A 17,823-nucleotide genomic window follows, 5' to 3' on the forward strand; every position below is an offset into this window, starting at 1 on the left:
TGTACAGTGTAGACGGATTGTATCTGAACAGGGGGGCTTGACGCCGGGATGAAAGGTCTTGAGCTTTCCCTGATCCGTTTCAGCAATCAGGTCCGTGATTTTTTCAGGCGACTGTGGCCGCCGGGCATGGCCGTGCGGCAGGATCACCTGCGCTGGCTTTATGCCCCTGGCATCTTTACCTTCGGGTACGCGCTGCGGACCACCATTACCTCCCTCATCGCGCTGGGCATTGCCCTGTGGTGGGAACTGGGCAGCCCGCAATGGGCGGCGCTGACGGTATGGATGGTGGCGCAGGGCACGCGTGGCAAGAGTGTCGCCAAGGCGCGATGGCATCTGTTTGGCATGGTGGTTGGCACGATCTGTGCCGTGCTGCTGGTGGCGGCGTTTCCACAGGCGCCGCTCATGTTCATCCTCATGCTGGCGATCGGGATCGGCACGTTCTGCTTTATCGGGACATTGCTGCCCGGTCCGGCGACCATGACCAATTACCGTATCCACGGCATGCGGGCGAGTGGCTTTACCTATGCCATCATTTCGCTCGACGGGATTGCCGATCCCGAACATATTTTCATGACGGCCATGGCGCGCGCGACCTATATCGTGCTGGGCATCGTGCTGGAAAGCACCATCTCCTCCCTGTTTCAGTTCAAGCTGGAGGAACGTGCGCAGGACCGTCTGGCCGCCAATTTCCTGACCGCGATCAACGGGGCGGCCCAGACCCTTGCTTCCCTGCTGTCGGGGGATACGCAGGTTCTTAAAAAGGCGCGTGGCGTCTTTTCCAATATTACGACCCTGAGCGACCAGATCGAATTCGCGGAAGTGGAGATGGGATCCCATCGTGGGCATGAGGGCGATCACGCGCGTGCCGCGCTGGCGCGGGTGGCCATGCTGCTGTCGCGCGGGCTGGATCTTGCCGCACTGATGCAGGGGCCATGCGGGCGGCCTGATGCCGCTTTCACCGCGACATCAAGCGAGGTGGAGGCCTTCCTCAAGGACATGGCGTCACAGCTTGAATCCAGTGATGACATCCATCCCGTCCTTGCCCGTCTGGCAGCGTTGCAGGCATCGTGTCGGCAGAGTGTGGCCGATTCCCTTGATGAGGAAATGGGCAGTCCCGGCAGCGCCCCCGTGGACCCGCAACTGGTGCGGATGCTGTCGCAGCAGCGCATGCTCAACTACGCATTGGGGGAAATCCTTGATGAACTGGAACAGGCGCTGATCCAGTTTGACGCCAGCCGTAATCCCCTGCTGCATGACCATTTCCATTACCGGCTCAAGACCTTCCGTGACTGGCAGCAGGCCTTTACCAACAGCCTGCGGGCGTCGGTCACCATTTTCGGTTCCGGCCTGATCTGGATCACCACGTCATGGTCGGCGGGACTGACGTTCATGATGTTCGTGTCCATCGTGTGCAGCCTGTTCTCCACGCTGGAAAAACCGGCACTGGCCACACGGGCCTTCCTTGGTGGCGCGATCATCGCCTCGGTCGTGGCGGGGGTGCTGGTGCTGTGGCGTCTGGCTGAACCCACCACGTATGAAATCATGGCCGTGTGTCTGTTCCTGCCCATGCTGGCGGGGGGACTGGCCTTTGCCTATCCCGCACTGGTGCTGGGGGCGGTTTCGTACAACCTGTTCCTGCCCATCCTGCTGGGACCGGGCAACCAGTCGCGACTGGATGAAGTCGCGTTCTTCAATACCGCCATGCCGCTGGTGCTGGGGCTGTGGTACGCCATGTGGTCGTTCAGGCTGGTCCTGCCGTTTGATACGAACGACATGCGCTGGCAGATGCGTACCGGCATCCTGCGTGGGCTGCGTTATGTCGCGCGCGCGCGCAACCTGCCGACCACCCTGTATGTGGTCGAACACAACGTGGACCGCTTTGTGCGCCTGCTGACCAATGCCGAAAATACGCCGGATACGATTATCGATGCGTACCTGCAGGGTATCCTGTCCGCCATGACGATCGGGCTGAACGTCATCCGCCTGCGTGCGATTCTGGAACGCCACATGCTGCCGCCCGAAGCCCAGCGCGTTGTGGGCGACATGATGGGGCGCATGGCGCAGTTCAGCGGACGGTACGGGGGGCATTACGGCCGTACGGCACGATCCGCCAAATTCGCCATCGCCCATCTGCAGCAGATAGCGGGACAGGCGGATAATCTGGGTGTGCGGCTGGAAATCGACAGTGCGTTGACCTGCCTGTACGTGATTTCCTATGAACTGGATCACAACCAGAAGTTCTTTGACGCTTCCAGCCCCTATCTTGATCCGGTCATGGCCTGAACCTGCGCGGGTCTGCCCGATGCATCATTCTGCGCCGCTGGCCTGTCGTGCCAGATTGTGCGCCAGTCATCCGGGCAAAGGCATGAAAAATAAAAGTTTCTGGATGCCGCTTTTTTTCAAACAGACGGCGCTCCCTGAAGCTTTTTGAAAAGACTTCACCAGAAACGTCTTTGATATTTTGCAGAATGTTAAAAAAAGGGCGACACCATAATGGTGCCGCCCTTTTTTCGTGGAATATGCCACGGCTTTCGGGGTGTACCCGGTCAGTTCTTTTCCTGCTGGCGGGCTACAAAGTTTTCCAGCCAGTGAATGGTATAGTCACCCTTGCGGAACTGGGGATCTTCCAGAATCTTGCGGTGCAGCGGGATGACCGTCTTGACCCCTTCGATCACGAATTCATCCAGCGCGCGGCGCATGCGCTCGATGGCTTCAAGCCGCGTTGGCGCACGTACGATCAGCTTGGCGATCATGCTGTCGTAATAGGGCGGTACGCGATAGCCCGCATAAAGCGCGCTATCGATTCGCACGCCCAGGCCACCCGGGGGGTGATAGACGGTGATCGTGCCCGGCGTAGGCATGAAGGTCTGGGGATCTTCCGCATTAATGCGGCATTCGATCGCATGGCCGGAGAATTTGATGTCCGACTGGCTGTAGCCGATCGGCTCTCCCGCCGCGATGCGGATCTGCTCACGCACCAGATCCACGTCGCACACCATTTCCGTCACCGGATGTTCCACCTGCAGGCGGGTGTTCATCTCGATGAAGCAGAACTGTCCGTCCTGGTACAGGAATTCCAGCGTGCCGGCATTGCGGTAGCCCAGTTTCGTCAGCGCGGATGTGGCAATCGCACCGATTTCATCACGCTGCTTTGCCGTAAGTGCGGGTGACCCCGCCTCTTCCAGCAGCTTCTGGTGACGGCGCTGCAGCGAGCAGTCACGTTCGCCGTAATGCACCACGTTGCCATGCGTGTCGGCCATGATCTGCAGTTCGATATGGCGCGGCTTGTCGAGGTATTTTTCCAGATACACCTCGTCATTGCCAAAGGCGGCACGGGCTTCGGTGCGGGCGACGCTCCAGGCTTCCTCAAGGTCGGCTTCTGTGGGGGCGACCTTCATGCCACGCCCGCCGCCACCAGCGGCAGCCTTGATCAGCACGGGATAACCGACCCTTGCCGCCACTTCGCGCGCCTGCTCAAGGTTTTCCAGCGCACCATCTGATCCGGGGACCAGTGGCACGCCCAGCGCCATCATGGTGGTCTTGGCAGTGATCTTGTCACCCATCATGCGGATATGTTCCGCCGTCGGCCCGATGAAGGTGATGCCGTGGGCTTCCACCGTTTCCGCGAAATCAGCGTTTTCCGACAGGAAGCCGTAACCGGGGTGGATGGCGTCCGCCCCGGTAATGGTGGCGGCCGACAGGATGGCCGCGACATTCAGATACGAGTCGCGGCTGGCTGGCGGTCCGATGCACACGGCTTCATCCGCCAGGCGGACATACATGGCATCGGTGTCGGCCGTGGAATGCACGGCGACGGTCCGGATACCCAGTTCGCGACAGGCCCGCAGGATGCGCAGGGCGATCTCGCCACGATTGGCAATGAGGATCTTGGAAAACATTACTCTATGATGACCAACGCTTCGCCAAATTCGACCGGGTCGCCCGACTGCACCAGAATCCTGCTTACGGTACCCGCGCGCGGGGCCTTGATCTGGTTGAAGGTCTTCATTGCCTCGATCAGCAGCAGTGTCTGGCCCGCGCTGACCTGCTGGCCTTCGGTCACGAACGGCGGAGAAGACGGGTCGGGCGCCAGATAGGCGACACCCACCATCGGGCTGGTCACGGCACCGGGGTGCTTGGACGGGTCGGTGGTCACGGGGGCGGCAGGGGCCACCGGCGTTACGGGAATGGGTGCTGCCACGGGTGCCGGGGCCGGCACGGCATGGGCGACCGGCGCCGCCGCGCGGACAACACGGATGCGGTTGTCCTTTTCCGCGATCTCGATTTCGGTCAGGCCGGTATCGGTCAGAATTTCAGCCAATGCCCGAATGGCATCCGCATCCACGAGCAGTCGGCTCATTGATCGTCCTCGTCCAGAATCATGTCTGTCATGGCCTGAAGCGCAAGGGCATACCCCCGTACGCCCAACCCGCATATGACGCCAATGGCGGCACGGGAGACGTAGGAGTGATGACGGAAGGCTTCACGGCGGTGAATGTTGGAAATGTGTACCTCGATCACAGGCAGATCAACGGCAAGAAGCGCGTCAAGGATTGCGACCGAGGTGTGGGAATAGGCCGCCGGGTTGATGATGATGCCGCGTGCGCGGCCCCGGCATTCCTGTATCCATGAAACAAGTTCCCCCTCCCCATTTGTCTGGCGGAAGTCGATGGCCACATCCAGGCGTTCGGCGGCCTGGACACAGACCTGTTCCACGTCATCAAGCGTGGCGTGACCATAGACCTCGGGCTGCCTTAGCCCGAGCATGTTCAGGTTGGGGCCGTTCAGCACGGCAATGAGAGGGCGCTCCATGATGCACGCGCCTAGCACGCCCGCCGCCCGGTTCCAAGCCCGATCATGTCACGCATGTCGTGCAAACGCCGTTCGGCGCGGTCCATGACGGGCGCAGTGTATCATGACGCTATTGATATGATATCGGCGCATCACATGATATGGTGGGGTCATGACAGGAGATCCCGATCACCCACGTGGTGGCATGGGCACAGGTCACGATGGGGCACGGTTTACGTTGCCGATGATTGTGGCGTGTCTCATGCTGGCGGCATCCGGTGGCATGCAGGTGGCGTGTGCTGCGGTGCGGCACGGTGCGCCCGTGGGGCGGCATGGTGGTCGTGGTGCCGCGCGGCGGCTGCCTGTCATGGCGCAGGTTCCCACGCACTGGCGCCAGCATGGGCTGGCCAGCTGGTACGGCTCCGGCAGGCAGCTGGGTCATGCCACCGCATCGGGTGAAATGTTTGATCCCGGCGCGCTGACGGCCGCCCACCGGCAACTGCCGTTTGGCACCCGGGTTCTGGTGCATTCGCGCCGGACGGGGCGTTCGGTCGTGGTCAGGGTGAATGACCGGGGTCCCTATCATGGTGCCCGTATCATTGACCTGTCGCTTGAAGCCGCGCGCCAGCTTGGCATGCTGGGCATGGGTATGACGCAGGTCGATCTGCGTCCCATGCCGGATGATGAGGAAGAAGTCGCAAGCGCGCCGCGCTGACCTGTCCGGCTTACAGGCTCTGGTGCTTGGTCCAGCCTTCCATGGTCTTTTCAGGTGCGCAGCGCAGTTTCATCTCGATTTCAAGCCCGGCGTTCAGTTCGGCCCCCAGCAGCACGACATAGGCCGATACATAGAACCACATCATGATGGCGATGAACGCGCCCAGCGGCCCGTACGTGGCGCTGTAGCCCGCGATATGGCTGACATAATACGAAAATCCCGCCGATGAGAGCAGCCAGAGCAGTGTCGCCCCCACCGATCCGGGCAGGATGCAGCGCCAGTATGTATGGGGCCGGTTGGGACCAAAGCGGTACAGCAGCGAACACAGCGACAGCACGAACAGCAGCATCAGCAGCGGTCCCCCCATGCGCACCAGCAGTTCGACCGAACCGGGCGGCGGGGCAAGCGCCAGTCGCTGCGGCAGGTAATCAAGCAGGAACGGCAGCCCCACCATCAGCGCAAGCGTAAGGATTCCCCCGCAGATCGAACAGAACGTAAGTCCCATGCCCATGGCCTGGAAGCGCACGAAACTGCGTGTTTCCGGTGTATTGTAGGCAACGTTCATCGCCATGATAAGCGAACGCGTGGCAGCGGACGCCGACCATGTGGCGATGGTGGTCGATATGATCAGGTTTAACGTAAGCGACGAATGCGATTCGGCCACCAGCAGGTGGATACGGTCCCCGATCATGTCATAGGCGGAAGGCGGCAGCAGGTTGCGCAGCACCACCAGCTGCGGTTCCACTGTCTGGGGATCGAACAGCAGCCCGTAGAGGGAGATGAGCGTACTCATGGCGGGGAACAGGGACAGGGTGGCATAGAATGCACATCCCGCCGCAGCCAGCGTGATCTGGTCGGATACGATGTTGCGGGCGACCTGTTGTGCCACCTTCTTGACCTGCTGCATGGAAAACTGCGGCAGGTGGGATGCTGGTGGCGGGATATCCGTCATATCGATTTCAGTGGATGAGGTACCAATCAAGGGGAACTTCGTGTCCTGTCTGCTGTCACGTGGACGGGCCGGGGCAATGCCGACCATGTGTATATTGCGCCACGATCAGGTGACCTTAGATGAAAAACTGTCGGAAGGGATGATTTTTCTATTGCGTCACGGGCGTATTGTCCTCATATGCGCTGCTTACGCAACAACGCACGTGCCACTGGCCCTCTGAGGTTACGCAACGACGTCAAGCGTTCTGGCAATCGGGCCGCCACAGGGTGGGGGTCCTTAATTGGTCGCTGGTCCGTTAGACCGTTTCGCAACATCTGTCCGTTTGTGCAATCCCAGAATTGTATCCATCCGGACGGCAGTACAGAAGGGATTTGGGTGCGATGACTCCCAAAATCGCTCGTTATCTGGCTGAGCAGTCGCCTGCTACGCCTTGCCTTGTCGTTGACGTTGACCGGGTGGAAGAACGCTATCGCGCGCTGCGCGATGCGCTGCCGCTGGCCCGGATCTATTATGCCGTCAAGGCCAATCCCGCCCGTGAAATCCTGACCCGCCTGGTGGGTCTGGGTTCGGCGTTCGACGCCGCGTCGTGGGAAGAAATCTCCATGTGCCTCGATGCGGGTGCGCGTCCGGCTGATGTCTCCTTTGGCAACACCGTCAAGAAGGCGTCCAACATCGCCCGCGCCTTTGCCGCGGGTGTGGACATGTTTGCCTTCGACTGCGCGGAAGAACTGGAAAAGCTGGGCCGCCATGCGCCGGGTTCGCGCGTCTACTGCCGCCTTATCGTGGAAAACGAAGGCGCCGACTGGCCGCTGTCGCGCAAGTTCGGCACGACGCTGGACAATGCGCGTGCCCTCATGCTGCGTGCCCGTGACCTGGGGCTGGACCCGTATGGACTGTCCTTCCATGTGGGCAGCCAGCAGACGGCGACCGGCGCGTATGAAGCCGCCATCGCGCGCGTGGGCATGCTGTTTACCGACCTGAAAGCGGCCGGGCTTGACCTGCGCATGGTCAATCTGGGTGGCGGGTTCCCCATCCGGTACCGTGACGACGTGCCGGGAATCGACAGCTTCGCGCTGGCGATCAGCCACGCCATGACCGAACATTTCGGCAATGACCTGCCGGAAATGATTGTCGAGCCGGGTCGTTTCATTGTTGGTGACGCGGGCGTGGTGTCGTCCGAAGTGGTACTGGTCAGCCGCCGTGGCATCGATGATGGCGTGCGCTGGGTCTATCTGGACATCGGGCGCTTCGGTGGCCTGGCGGAGACCGAAGGCGAAGCCATCCGCTACGGTATCCGTACCCCGCATGACGGAACGGCCACCGGCCCCGTCGCCATTGCGGGTCCGACCTGCGATGGCGCGGACATCATGTATGAAAAGACCCCCTACGCCCTGCCGCTGGGGCTGGCGTCGGGGGACCGGATCGAACTGCTGTCCACGGGGGCGTATGTCTCGACCTACTGTTCGACCGGGTTCAATGGCCTGAAGCCGATTCAGGAACATTATATCTGATACGCCATGGCCCTGTGGGGTCAGCCAAAATGCAGGGCGGCGGGACGAAGGTCTTGCCGCCCTTCGCATATCGGGGGAATACACACGCAAGGTTCAACCATGCCGGAGGTGTCGTTCCCGTGTCCTTTTTTTCAATGCTGCGCATGACTGGCCTGTCAGCCGTCCTGTCCGGCATGGTTATGGCGCAGGCCTGCGCCGCCCCGGTGCTGGTACATTCGGAACCCATGCCGGGACAGCATGTTGCTGTGGGCAACGTAGCCGTAAAGCTGTCGTTCGACACTGTGATCGACCCATTCCGTGCCCGCCTGCTGCTGCTTGGTCCCAGTGGGGTGCCGCAACTGCTGCCTGCATCCCCTATTGATGATGAACAGCAGTCCATTGCCACCAGCGTGACGCTGACACCGGGTCACTATGTCCTGCACTGGCGCATGCGGGCACGGACGGGCGACCCGGTGCAGGGGACGCTACCGTTTGACGTTGGCGCTCCCTCGGCACCCGTTGCAACCAGATAGGCTGCCGGGTCCGAAAGATTGATAAATAAGAATAAAAGTTTTCGGGCGCTGCCTTTCTGAAAACAGCTTCACCAAAAAAATTCCCTTTTATTCTACAGCGGCCCGCAGTCCGGCTCCCGCTGCCAGCGGGCACAGGGGAATCGCCGCGGCCAGAAAGGCGCCCAGCAGTTCAAGGTCCGGTCCCCATGACAGGCCGGTCTGGGCCGCATCCAGCGCTGCCGCGCCAAAAATCAGCGCGGGCGTGGTCAGTGGCAGCACCAGCAGCGGCAGTAGCACGCCGCCCCGTCGCGCGCCCAGCACCACCGACGCCGCCATACCCCCGATCAGTGACAGGATCAGCGTGCCAAGGAACAGCCCGGTCAGCAGCACGACCATGCTGCCCGTGGGCATGCCCAGCATGATGGCCAGCGGCCCCGCAGCCAGTAGCAGCGGCAGGCCGGTCGTCAGCCAGTGGGCCATCATTTTTGCCAGCGCGATAAGGGAGGCGGGCAGTCCGGTCATCAGGAGCTGGTCCAGTGATCCGTCCTCCAGCTCCGCACCGAATAGACGGTCCAGCGGCAGGAGGGCAGCGAGAAGCGCACACACCCAGACAATGCCTGGCGCCATACGCCGCAGCAGTTCGGGCGAGGGGCCAAGGGCCAGCGGAAACAGCGCGCCCGCAAGGATGAAGAACAGCACGGCGCCCAGCGTATCCGCCCCATGGCGCAGGGCAAGCCGCAGATCACGCTCCAGAATGGCCATGATGAGGGAGGGAATCTGGAATTTCACAGCAGGTCGTCCTCGGGGAAATCCTCCATCGGTTGCGGGATGTCGGATTCGTTCAGGCCCGGCAGCGCCAGCGTGCGGGCATTGGGAAGGGGCAGGGGAACATGGGTGGTTGCAATCACAATTCCGCCAGCCTGCCGGTGGGCCGCAAACAGCGTGCCCAGCAGGCCCATCGTGTTGATGTCCAGTCCCAGGCTGGGTTCATCCAGCAGCCATAGCGGGGCCTGCGCCAGCAGGACACGCGCCAGCGCCGCACGCCGTTTCTGCCCCGCTGACAGCATACGCGCGGGCAGGTCGGCCAGCCCGGAAATATTAAGCGATTTCATACACAAATCAGGATTCCCGCCACTGGCGCGCGCCGCCAGCGTCAGGTTTTCACGCAGTGTCAGTCCCAGCTTCAGCGCATCCTGATGGCCCAGATAGGCCACCCGTCCGGCATGCTGGCTGCGATCGGCCAGCGCATCGACCCCGGACCACAGAACATGGCCGCCTTCCGGTTTGCGCAAACCCGCAAGCACGCGCAGTAAAGTGGACTTGCCAGCACCGTTCGGCCCGGTCAGGAGCAGGGCATCGCCCGCATCCAGCGTAAAGCCGACACGGTCCAGAACCAGCCGTTCACCGCGGAAAACCGATATATTTTCCACTTCCAGCAGGGGGCGGCCGGGGGGAGTAAAGGCAGGAATGACGGAAATCCTCCGATCGGTGGGTGATGGGGCGGGCGGGTGAAAAAAAACGCCCGCTCCCGCTTTCTTGTTACCGGGTCCAGCTTGTGTCGCAACCGCGTCCGGGTATGTTCTACCCCCGTTGGGAGATCAAGCAGGTTGTCCCCGACAAGGCCGCAAATCGCGCCCCATGGAAATGGGGCGCGGGAAAACGGTCATACGGGACGATCCGTTGCTGATGCCTCGGAGGAAACAAAGCCAATGAAGACGGTTGGGCACGACTCAATGAAAACGGGCCGCACACTGAATGTGGACGGCAAGACCTATCATTATTTCTCAATCCCGGAAGCTGAAAAGACAATCGGCTCCGTCAGCCGCCTGCCGGTCAGCCTGAAAGTGCTGCTGGAAAACGTGCTGCGGTTCGAGGACGGGCATTCCTATTCGGTTGAGGATGCCAGGGCCATTGCGGAATGGCTGAAGGAAGGGCGCAGCACGAAGGAAGTTCCCTTCAAGCCCGCGCGTATCCTGATGCAGGATTTCACCGGCGTTCCCGCCGTGGTCGATCTGGCCGCGATGCGCGATGGTATCCTGAAGCTGAAGGGCGACCCGCAGAAGGTGAACCCGCTGGTTCCCGTCAACCTGGTGATCGATCACTCGGTCATGGTGGACGTGGCGGGCTCGCCCGAAGCGCTGCAGGACAACGTGACCATCGAGTTCGAGCGCAATGGCGAACGCTATGCCTTCCTGCGCTGGGGTCAGGAAGCGTTTGAGAACTTCTCCGTCGTGCCGCCGGGCACCGGGATCTGCCACCAGGTGAACCTGGAATACATCGCGCAGGCGGTGTGGACGGCGAATGTGGATGGCAAGGACTATGCCTATCCCGATACCCTGTTCGGTACCGACAGTCACACCACCATGGTCAACGGCATGGGCGTGCTGGGCTGGGGCGTTGGCGGGATCGAGGCGGAAGCCGCGATGCTGGGCCAGCCGATCGCCATGCTCATCCCCGACGTGATCGGCTTCAAGCTGGTCGGGAAGCTGCCCGAGGGTGCCACCGCCACTGACCTGGTGCTGACAGTCACCCAGATGCTGCGCAAGAAGGGCGTTGTCGGCAAGTTTGTCGAATTCTTTGGTCCCGCCCTTGACCACCTGCCGGTTGCCGACCGTGCGACCATTGCCAATATGGCACCGGAATATGGCGCGACCTGTGGCTTCTTCCCTGTTGACGACCTGACGCTGGATTACCTGCGCCAGACCGGCCGTGAAGAACACCGCATCAAGCTGACGGCGGAATACCTGAAGGCACAGGGCATGTTCCGTCATGCCGAATCGGCGCACCCCGTGTTCACCGATACGCTGGAACTCAACCTTGAGACCATCGTGCCGTCCATCGCCGGCCCCAAGCGCCCGCAGGACCGCGTGGTGCTGAAGGGTGCGGACAAGGCGTTCGAGAAAGAACTGACCGGCAGCCTGGGCGTGCCCGAAGCCGACAAGAACAAGAAGGCCAAGGTGGCCGGCACCAATTACGAGATCGGCCACGGCGACGTGGTGATCGCGGCCATCACCTCGTGCACCAATACCTCCAACCCCGCCGTGCTGATCGCGGCAGGTCTGGTGGCGAAAAAGGCACGTGCGCTGGGCCTGAAGCCCAAGCCGTGGGTCAAGACCTCGCTCGCACCGGGATCGCAGGTTGTCACCGACTACCTCAACCGCGCGGGCCTGCAGGCTGAACTGGACGCGATGGGCTTCAACACCGTGGGCTATGGCTGCACGACCTGTATCGGTAACTCCGGCCCGCTGGAAGATCACATCGTCGATGCGATCGAAGGCAACAAGCTGGTTGCGGTGTCCGTGCTGTCGGGCAACCGTAACTTCGAAGGCCGCATTTCGCCGAACGTGCGCGCCAACTACCTCGCCAGCCCGCCGCTGGTCGTGGCGTATTCCCTGCTGGGCACCATGCGTGAGGACATCACCACCACGCCGCTGGGCACCTCCAAGGATGGCAAGCCGGTGTACCTGAAGGACATCTGGCCGACCAACCACGAAATCGCCGCCCTGATGGGGTCCGCGATTACGCGTGAGGAGTTCATCAACCGCTACAAGCACGTCAGTCAGGGCACGAAGGAATGGCAGGCGCTGAAAGTCGCCACCGGTTCCGAGACGTACAAGTGGGATGCCTCTTCCACCTACGTGCAGGATCCGCCGTACTTCCAGGACATCACGCCCGAGCCCAAGCCGCGTGGCGACATCATCGGCGCGCGTCTGCTGGCCCTGCTGGGTGACAATATCACGACCGACCACATCTCGCCTGCCGGCGCGATCAAGGAAAGCTCGCCGGCCGGCAAATACCTTGAGGAGCATGGCGTCGCGAAAAAGGACTTCAACTCCTACGGTTCGCGTCGTGGCAATGACCGCGTGATGGTGCGTGGCACGTTCGCCAACATCCGCATCAAGAACGAGATGCTGCCCGGCACCGAAGGGGGCGTGTCCAGGCACTTCCCGGACGGCAAGGAAGGCTCCATCTACGATGTGGCGATGGAATACAAGAAGGAGGGCGTGCCTCTGGTCGTGATCGGCGGCAAGGAATATGGCATGGGCTCCTCGCGCGACTGGGCGGCCAAGGGTACCCTGCTGCTGGGCGTGCGTGCGGTCGTTGCTGAAAGCTTCGAGCGTATCCACCGTTCCAACCTGGTGGGCATGGGCGTGCTGCCGCTGCTGTTCGAGGAAGGCACGACGCGCAAGACGCTGGGCCTGAAGGGTGACGAGACCTTTGAAATCCGTGGTCTGGACAAGATCACGCCGCGTATGACGATGACGATGACCATCACCCGCGCTGATGGCTCCAGGCAGGATGTGCCCCTGCTGTGCCGTGTCGATACGCTGGATGAGGTGGAGTATTTCCGCAATGGCGGCATTCTCCAGACCGTGCTGCGTGGCATGACCAAGGCCGCGTAATCACACGATCTGTCCCGGCTTTGGCCGGGATGGAATGACAAGACGGCGGTCCGTATGATGCGGGCCGCCGTTTTTTTATGAACAGATCATATATGCATATTCAGCATAGGTTTGCGGTGTTACCGTTGCATTTTACACATATCGGTGGTGTCTTTTCTCTGTGTTGTGCATAAATAAGATGCCGTTTAAAGCTATGACTATGTAATAACATAGCTGAGGACGCTGGGCTTCATGGATCTGCTTTCTGCCTTGCATAGCTTCGTCCGTGTGGCCGCCACGGGTTCATTCTCGGCGGTATCAAGGGAAACGGGGGCCAGCCAGCCCACCATTTCCCGTCATATTGCGTTGCTTGAAGCCCATTATGGCGCGACCCTGTTCGCCCGTACCACCCGCAGCCTGATGATGACGGAAGACGGGCGCAGCCTGCTGCCGCATGCCTATGAAGTGCTGGAAATACTGGAAACGGCGGAAACGGCGCTTGGCCGCAGGCGGGCTTCGGTTTCGGGGCTGGTGCGGCTGGGGGTAACCACGGCGTTCGGCCTGTACCTGACCAGTCGGCTGAGCAGCCTGCTGGAGGAACATCCCGACCTGTCGGTTGAACTGGTCATGCGTGATGGATTCGGTGATCTGGTGGAAGAAGGCCTGGACCTTGCCATTCGCATCGGTTCCATTGCCGAAGGGTCGCTGATTGCCCGCAGGCTTGGCTCGGTCCATCGCTGCGTGGTGGCGTCAACTGACTACCTTGCCCGTCGTGGCACGCCCGAACATCCGCGTGACCTGCTCAATCATCCCTGCATTGCCTATAGCTACGGTGGCACCCGCCACGACTGGCAGTTTGCCCGCAAGGGGGAAGCTGAAACCACGGTTGCGGCCAGTGGTCCCTTCCGTGCCAACAGTAGCGAAGCCGTGCTGCAGGCAGTGCGTGCGGGGCTGGGGATTGGCATGCTGCCGACATTCCAGGTGGAAGAAGACATTGCGGCCGGGCGGCTGAAGCACCTGCTGCCGGAATGGACGATACCGGAACTGCCTTTCTATGCCGTCCATACGGGACCGCGCACCCTGCCGCTGCGTACCCGCACGGTGCTGGATTTCCTGATTGAAATTTCAGACGTCTTACGGCAGGGCTAGGTTTTTGCGCCCTTCATGCAGGTAGAACTGCTCCGGAAGCCTGTCCTGAAAAAGAAAGTTTTTGGTGAGTTTTTTTGCGGCATCCAAAAACTTTTGTTTCTTGTAACTTAGTCCAGCGGGCTGCCCCGTCCTGGCTGGGGTGCTGCGGGATCGTGCGCCAGACGGGCGCGCTGTTCATCGCTTGATGCCAGCATGTCGCTGTTGAACCCGTCATGCAGGACCTGTGCCCAGCCGGCCATCCATGTATTCGTCCGCTTGACGAAATCGCTGGCGGCGGGCTGCTGGCCCAGTGTGTCCTTGGCCCAGTAATCAGGTGTGCGCAGCATCTTGGTGCTGTCGGTGTTCACGGGATTGAGGAAGATGGTCACCGTCTCGACATTGACGTTGTGGTCACCCGCAGGCGTGCTGTAGCTCCACCCGGCTTTCAGCAGTACGGGTGGCAGGATGAATCCTTCTTCCTTCAGCCGGTTGGCGATGATGGCCGTACGGTTGATCGAAGCAGGATAGACCGCCGTGGTAAACCAGCATTCCATTGACGGCGGGTGTGCGGTCAGGACGCGCGACATGTAATTCCGGTCGTCATGGCAGCTGGAATCGATGGACGTAATGGCCGTTTCCGGCACGGGCTGGGTGCTGCCTTCCGCCCCGATCATGCCGGTGACGACATGACCTTCCACACGGATCAGGACATTTTCCAGCACTTCCCCATGCGGGCCGTTGATGATGTTCATGACCGGGTGCCATGTGCCCTCGGGCAATGGCAGGATGCGACCTGCAAACGGAATCGCCTTGGTCAGCCGGTCGGTGATCGGCATCATGGTGATGACGCCGTCCTCCCCATTGCCGTCCCCGCTGCCTTCACCCCTGGCCGGGGCATCATGCATGCCCAGCCGGTTATGAATGCTGGAGGACAGCGCCGCCAGCCGGGGAAGCAGGCGCGTCAGGTAGGCTGGCGGGAAGATCAGTGTCAGCACCGTGAACGGCACGATCATGTAAAGGCAGAACCGCCATATCGGTGCCCGGTGCCATAAGCGCGAAAAAGCAGACATTCAGCAGTCCATGCCACAGGCCGCGACGGCCGGTCGCCGGGGCCGGAAACGTGATACCATCCGCATGGGTCAGGAACTGATCGGCGCGCGCTGGGCATCGCGGTTGGCATCCGCGATTTCAGCCACGACGCCATCTTCGCTGGAGACGATGCGCACCAGTTTCGCCCCCTGCTGGCGGGCGGTGATGAGCGAGTCGCTGATCATGTCCTCAATGGACCGCGCCAGATCACGTGCGCTGGCGGCGGGACCCATGCGGTCCTGACGGCGCATGACTTCAAACAGCAGGGCGGGGTCGATGCCGCCGGTTTCGACCTTCAGGCCGTAGCTGTCGATCATGGCCTCGATCTCAAGCGCCGAGACACGCGCGATGTCGAGTCCTTCCAGAGGACGGAAGATGAAAATGCGGTCCAGACGGTTCAGCACTTCCGGCGCAAAACCGGCCTGACGCAGGGCTTCAACCGATTCGGCGCGCATCTTGTCGGGTTCATCCGCAAGCCGGTCTGCAATTTCGGTCAGGGCTTCGGTGGCAATATTGGACGTCAGCATGAAAATGCAGCGTACGGTGGAAATCTGCTGCCCGGTGGAAGCTTCGGTCACATGGCCATCGTTCCACGCGGTCAGGAATTTCTTGAAAACGTCGGGATGCGCTTTCTCAATTTCATCCAGCAGCACCACCGCGTCAGGCTTTTCCTTCAGCCCGCCGGTCAGCTTGCCGTATGTATCCGACCCTACATACCCCTTGGGGGAGCCGAACAACTGGGTCGCGGCATGGGGGGAACTCATCTGCGTCATGTCGAAATTCAGCAGAGGACGGTCAAGCTGGCGCGCCAGCTGCTTGGACAGATAGGTCTTGCCCGTGCCCGGGGGACCTGCCAGCAGGAAGATACCCACCGGCTTGCCACGGACCTGCAGCGCCAGGCGGCGGCGCAACTGGGTCGCCACGTCCTCGCACACCTGATCCTGGCCGATCACGCGGGCGCGCAGGCTTGCGGCCAGTTCCTCCGCGTCGATCACGGTTTCTTTCTGTTCGCGCGCCAGCATTTCCTCCAGCGCGCTGCGATTGGTCAGCCTGGCGAGTACGTCCATTATCCATCCCCGTCTGCGTCGGATCCCCTTGCGGGCCAGTTTTTCGGCCCGGTTCTCGAACCACAGCCCGGTCAGCGCCAGCAAGGCGCTGGCCGCTGCCACGACCGGATAGGCCGGGGCACACCATTCCATGAAATGCCGCAGGCTGGCGAGCGAAAGATGCAACGCCATCGCCGCCTGAAAGCTGCCCAGCACCAGGAAAATGACCATGATGAGGGGTACCAGCCGCTCCATTAGCGCCGGATAGAGCGGTTTCATTGTACGACTACCCCGATCACGATTTCGGTGTCACGCGTCAGCACGGGCAGCGCCGTGGGGCCGGGCACGAATACCGCGCCCGCATGGATGCCGACCGGTCCCGGGTCTCCTGCCGCGGTAATGGACACATTGCCCGCCACGCGGATGGGCAGGATGACGCTTTTGGGCTGCGGGCCAAGGTGTACTGTCTGCACCAGTCCCAGTGACTGCACGTTCACCACCGCGTTGCCGCCTGTCATGTCATACATGGGCATGTCGGCCAGTATGATGTCGCGGCGCTTCAGCGCAGCCATGATCTCGGCCTGCTGCTGTATGGAATAGGATGTCTGGCGCAGCATTTCTGCCGCGCGATCGGGTGCGATCATGGGCATCTGGCCCATCATGTCGGGCCGGTTCTGTACCGGGGCGTTCAGCATGAGGTGCGTGCCGTCGCTGGTGCCGCCGCCGCCCGCTTCGGCGGCAACGGGGGGTGTCTGGCTGCCACTGCCGCCTTCACGCGCCGCCATGAAGCCACCCGTGCCCAGACCGCCGCCCGCGACAACGGCCGCGATCAGCCCCACCACAACCAGCCTGCGGCTGGATGAGCGTTCACTGCGTTCCCGTGCGGGTTCCGGCGGTGAGTTCAAGGGCGTCATGCGTGCATAATGTGGGTCAGGGGTATGATATGGCAAGACGTTAAGATGCAGGAAATGTAACGTCTGCCCGGACATATAGTTCTTGCGGTTACGGTGGGCGTGACCTATGGTACGGGCAATTCCTTCATCTCTGGTTTTTTCTTTGGGGGGTGGCCGCAGGGCTGCCTTTTTTGCATTGGACGCTGATCTGCCATTCCTGACGGGCCTTGATGCCCGTATTGCCGAAATGATCGCGCCCGCACTGGCCGACATGGGCTTTGACCTTGTGCGCGTGGCGGTGCTGGGACGCGAATCCCCCACGGTGCAGATCATGGCGGACCGTGCGGATGGCACGCTCATCGCCATTGAAGACTGCGAACAGATCAGCCATGCGGTGGGCGCGATACTGGATGTCGAGGACCCGCTGCCGGGTGCCTGGACGCTGGAGGTTTCGTCTGCCGGGATCGATCGTCCCCTGACGCGCGCCAAGGACTGGGAACGGTTCGCGGGGCACCTTGCCCGGGCCGAGATGAACATGCCCATTGATGGCCGCAAGCGCTTTGCCGGCATCGTGCTGGGCGCGCGCGACGGCCATGGCCTGATGCGGCTGGATGATGGGGCCGAGGTCGCGCTGCCTTTCGCTGAAATGCGCAAGGCGCGGCTGGTCCTGACCGACGAACTGATCGAGGCGAGCGCCCGGATGATGAAGCCGGATGCCGCCAGCGACGAAAACGGGCCGGGGGATGAAAATGCTCCGGCCGGAACGCAGAAGGCCCCTGGCAAGCCCGACCGCAAGCCGGCGCGCAAGGCCAACTGAACGATGTT

The 17,823-nt window shown here is 61.7% G+C and carries 16 protein-coding genes; 7 read left to right on the forward strand and 9 right to left on the reverse strand.

Going from position 1 to position 17,823, the window contains the following annotated elements; translation table 11 throughout:
* The first annotated feature begins 48 nt into the window (after positions 1-48).
* Positions 49-2,283, forward strand: a complete 2,235-nt coding sequence (locus ACE2AA_RS12160; protein ID WP_141301759.1) for an FUSC family protein — start codon at positions 49-51, stop codon at positions 2,281-2,283.
* A 263-nt stretch (positions 2,284-2,546) separates the two neighbouring features.
* Here the strand turns inward: ACE2AA_RS12160 and accC are convergent, their stop codons facing one another.
* From accC to aroQ, 3 genes are read right to left on the reverse strand one after another with little or no spacing between them, the layout of a single operon-like run.
* Entirely contained in the window at positions 2,547-3,899 is a 1,353-nt protein-coding gene (gene accC, locus ACE2AA_RS12165; protein WP_141301761.1) for an acetyl-CoA carboxylase biotin carboxylase subunit, read from the reverse strand.
* Positions 3,899-4,360 carry an acetyl-CoA carboxylase biotin carboxyl carrier protein gene (gene accB, locus ACE2AA_RS12170; protein WP_141261679.1) on the reverse strand — a complete coding sequence of 154 codons (462 nt, stop codon included), beginning with the start codon at positions 4,358-4,360 and terminating at the stop codon, positions 3,899-3,901. Before accB ends, accC begins: the two co-directional genes overlap by 1 nt.
* The gene (gene aroQ / locus ACE2AA_RS12175) at positions 4,357-4,812 is read right to left on the reverse strand and encodes a type II 3-dehydroquinate dehydratase (protein WP_010514708.1); all 456 of its coding nucleotides are present in this window, start codon (positions 4,810-4,812) and stop codon (positions 4,357-4,359) included. Before aroQ ends, accB begins: the two co-directional genes overlap by 4 nt.
* Before the next feature lie 151 nt (positions 4,813-4,963).
* On the opposite strand from aroQ, the gene ACE2AA_RS12180 reads away from it, so the two are divergent.
* Positions 4,964-5,506 carry a septal ring lytic transglycosylase RlpA family protein gene (locus ACE2AA_RS12180; protein WP_141261680.1) on the forward strand — a complete coding sequence of 181 codons (543 nt, stop codon included), beginning with the start codon at positions 4,964-4,966 and terminating at the stop codon, positions 5,504-5,506.
* A gap of 10 nt (positions 5,507-5,516) precedes the next feature.
* On the opposite strand, the gene ACE2AA_RS12185 is transcribed toward ACE2AA_RS12180, so the two are convergent.
* The gene (locus ACE2AA_RS12185; RefSeq protein ID WP_193557699.1) at positions 5,517-6,545 is read right to left on the reverse strand and encodes a YihY/virulence factor BrkB family protein; all 1,029 of its coding nucleotides are present in this window, start codon (positions 6,543-6,545) and stop codon (positions 5,517-5,519) included.
* A gap of 293 nt (positions 6,546-6,838) precedes the next feature.
* Between ACE2AA_RS12185 and ACE2AA_RS12190 the strand changes: the two genes are divergently transcribed.
* Both ACE2AA_RS12190 and ACE2AA_RS12195 read left to right on the forward strand, forming a co-directional pair.
* On the forward strand, positions 6,839-7,969 hold the full coding sequence (locus ACE2AA_RS12190) for a type III PLP-dependent enzyme (protein ID WP_395369955.1): 1,131 nt from the start codon (positions 6,839-6,841) through the stop codon (positions 7,967-7,969).
* Between the two features lie 119 nt (positions 7,970-8,088).
* Positions 8,089-8,481, forward strand: a complete 393-nt coding sequence (locus ACE2AA_RS12195; protein WP_227001063.1) for a copper resistance protein CopC — start codon at positions 8,089-8,091, stop codon at positions 8,479-8,481.
* Between the two features lie 87 nt (positions 8,482-8,568).
* Here ACE2AA_RS12195 and ccmB read toward each other — a convergent pair whose 3' ends face one another.
* Together ccmB and ccmA are read right to left on the reverse strand one after the other, a co-directional pair.
* Entirely contained in the window at positions 8,569-9,222 is a 654-nt protein-coding gene (gene ccmB / locus ACE2AA_RS12200; protein ID WP_193557701.1) for a heme exporter protein CcmB, read from the reverse strand.
* Positions 9,223-9,245: 23 nt separating this feature from the next.
* Entirely contained in the window at positions 9,246-9,890 is a 645-nt protein-coding gene (gene ccmA / locus ACE2AA_RS12205) for a heme ABC exporter ATP-binding protein CcmA (protein ID WP_193557700.1), read from the reverse strand.
* 279 nt (positions 9,891-10,169) lie between these two features.
* On the opposite strand from ccmA, the gene acnA reads away from it, so the two are divergent.
* Complete coding sequence (gene acnA / locus ACE2AA_RS12210) at positions 10,170-12,863, forward strand: aconitate hydratase AcnA (protein WP_141301763.1); 2,694 nt, start codon at positions 10,170-10,172, stop codon at positions 12,861-12,863.
* 231 nt (positions 12,864-13,094) lie between these two features.
* Positions 13,095-13,991 carry a LysR family transcriptional regulator gene (locus ACE2AA_RS12215; protein ID WP_141261685.1) on the forward strand — a complete coding sequence of 299 codons (897 nt, stop codon included), beginning with the start codon at positions 13,095-13,097 and terminating at the stop codon, positions 13,989-13,991.
* A 107-nt stretch (positions 13,992-14,098) separates the two neighbouring features.
* Here the strand turns inward: ACE2AA_RS12215 and ACE2AA_RS12220 are convergent, their stop codons facing one another.
* From ACE2AA_RS12220 to ACE2AA_RS12230, 3 genes are all read right to left on the reverse strand, one after another.
* On the reverse strand, positions 14,099-15,040 hold the full coding sequence (locus ACE2AA_RS12220; RefSeq protein WP_227002489.1) for a hypothetical protein: 942 nt from the start codon (positions 15,038-15,040) through the stop codon (positions 14,099-14,101).
* A gap of 69 nt (positions 15,041-15,109) precedes the next feature.
* Entirely contained in the window at positions 15,110-16,384 is a 1,275-nt protein-coding gene (locus ACE2AA_RS12225) for an AAA family ATPase (RefSeq protein ID WP_141261686.1), read from the reverse strand.
* Positions 16,381-17,010: a hypothetical protein gene (locus ACE2AA_RS12230; RefSeq protein WP_141261687.1), complete on the reverse strand. Its 630-nt coding sequence runs from the start codon at positions 17,008-17,010 to the stop codon at positions 16,381-16,383. Before ACE2AA_RS12230 ends, ACE2AA_RS12225 begins: the two co-directional genes overlap by 4 nt.
* Positions 17,011-17,194: 184 nt before the next feature.
* On the opposite strand from ACE2AA_RS12230, the gene rimP reads away from it, so the two are divergent.
* Positions 17,195-17,815 (forward strand): ribosome maturation factor RimP, encoded by a 621-nt coding sequence (gene rimP / locus ACE2AA_RS12235; protein ID WP_141261688.1) that lies wholly within the window; start codon positions 17,195-17,197, stop codon positions 17,813-17,815.
* Positions 17,816-17,823 lie beyond the last annotated feature (8 nt).

This window comes from Komagataeibacter diospyri (genome assembly GCF_043995075.1).
Classification (GTDB): domain Bacteria; phylum Pseudomonadota; class Alphaproteobacteria; order Acetobacterales; family Acetobacteraceae; genus Komagataeibacter; species Komagataeibacter diospyri.

Bases quoted from the DNA above. Each gene is read 5' to 3' on its own strand.
- ACE2AA_RS12225 (WP_141261686.1), bottom strand. From the start codon at position 16,384: ATGAAACCGCTCTATCCGGCGCTAATGGAGCGGCTGGTACCCCTCATC.
- accC (WP_141301761.1), bottom strand. From the start codon at position 3,899: ATGTTTTCCAAGATCCTCATTGCCAATCGTGGCGAGATCGCCCTGCGC.
- acnA (WP_141301763.1), top strand. From the start codon at position 10,170: ATGAAGACGGTTGGGCACGACTCAATGAAAACGGGCCGCACACTGAAT.
- ACE2AA_RS12190 (WP_395369955.1), top strand. From the start codon at position 6,839: ATGACTCCCAAAATCGCTCGTTATCTGGCTGAGCAGTCGCCTGCTACG.
- ACE2AA_RS12185 (WP_193557699.1), bottom strand. From the start codon at position 6,545: ATGGTCGGCATTGCCCCGGCCCGTCCACGTGACAGCAGACAGGACACG.
- ccmB (WP_193557701.1), bottom strand. From the start codon at position 9,222: ATGGCCATTCTGGAGCGTGATCTGCGGCTTGCCCTGCGCCATGGGGCG.
- ACE2AA_RS12160 (WP_141301759.1), top strand. From the start codon at position 49: ATGAAAGGTCTTGAGCTTTCCCTGATCCGTTTCAGCAATCAGGTCCGT.
- ACE2AA_RS12215 (WP_141261685.1), top strand. From the start codon at position 13,095: ATGGATCTGCTTTCTGCCTTGCATAGCTTCGTCCGTGTGGCCGCCACG.
- aroQ (WP_010514708.1), bottom strand. From the start codon at position 4,812: ATGGAGCGCCCTCTCATTGCCGTGCTGAACGGCCCCAACCTGAACATG.
- ACE2AA_RS12180 (WP_141261680.1), top strand. From the start codon at position 4,964: ATGACAGGAGATCCCGATCACCCACGTGGTGGCATGGGCACAGGTCAC.
- ACE2AA_RS12220 (WP_227002489.1), bottom strand. From the start codon at position 15,040: ATGTCTGCTTTTTCGCGCTTATGGCACCGGGCACCGATATGGCGGTTC.
- accB (WP_141261679.1), bottom strand. From the start codon at position 4,360: ATGAGCCGACTGCTCGTGGATGCGGATGCCATTCGGGCATTGGCTGAA.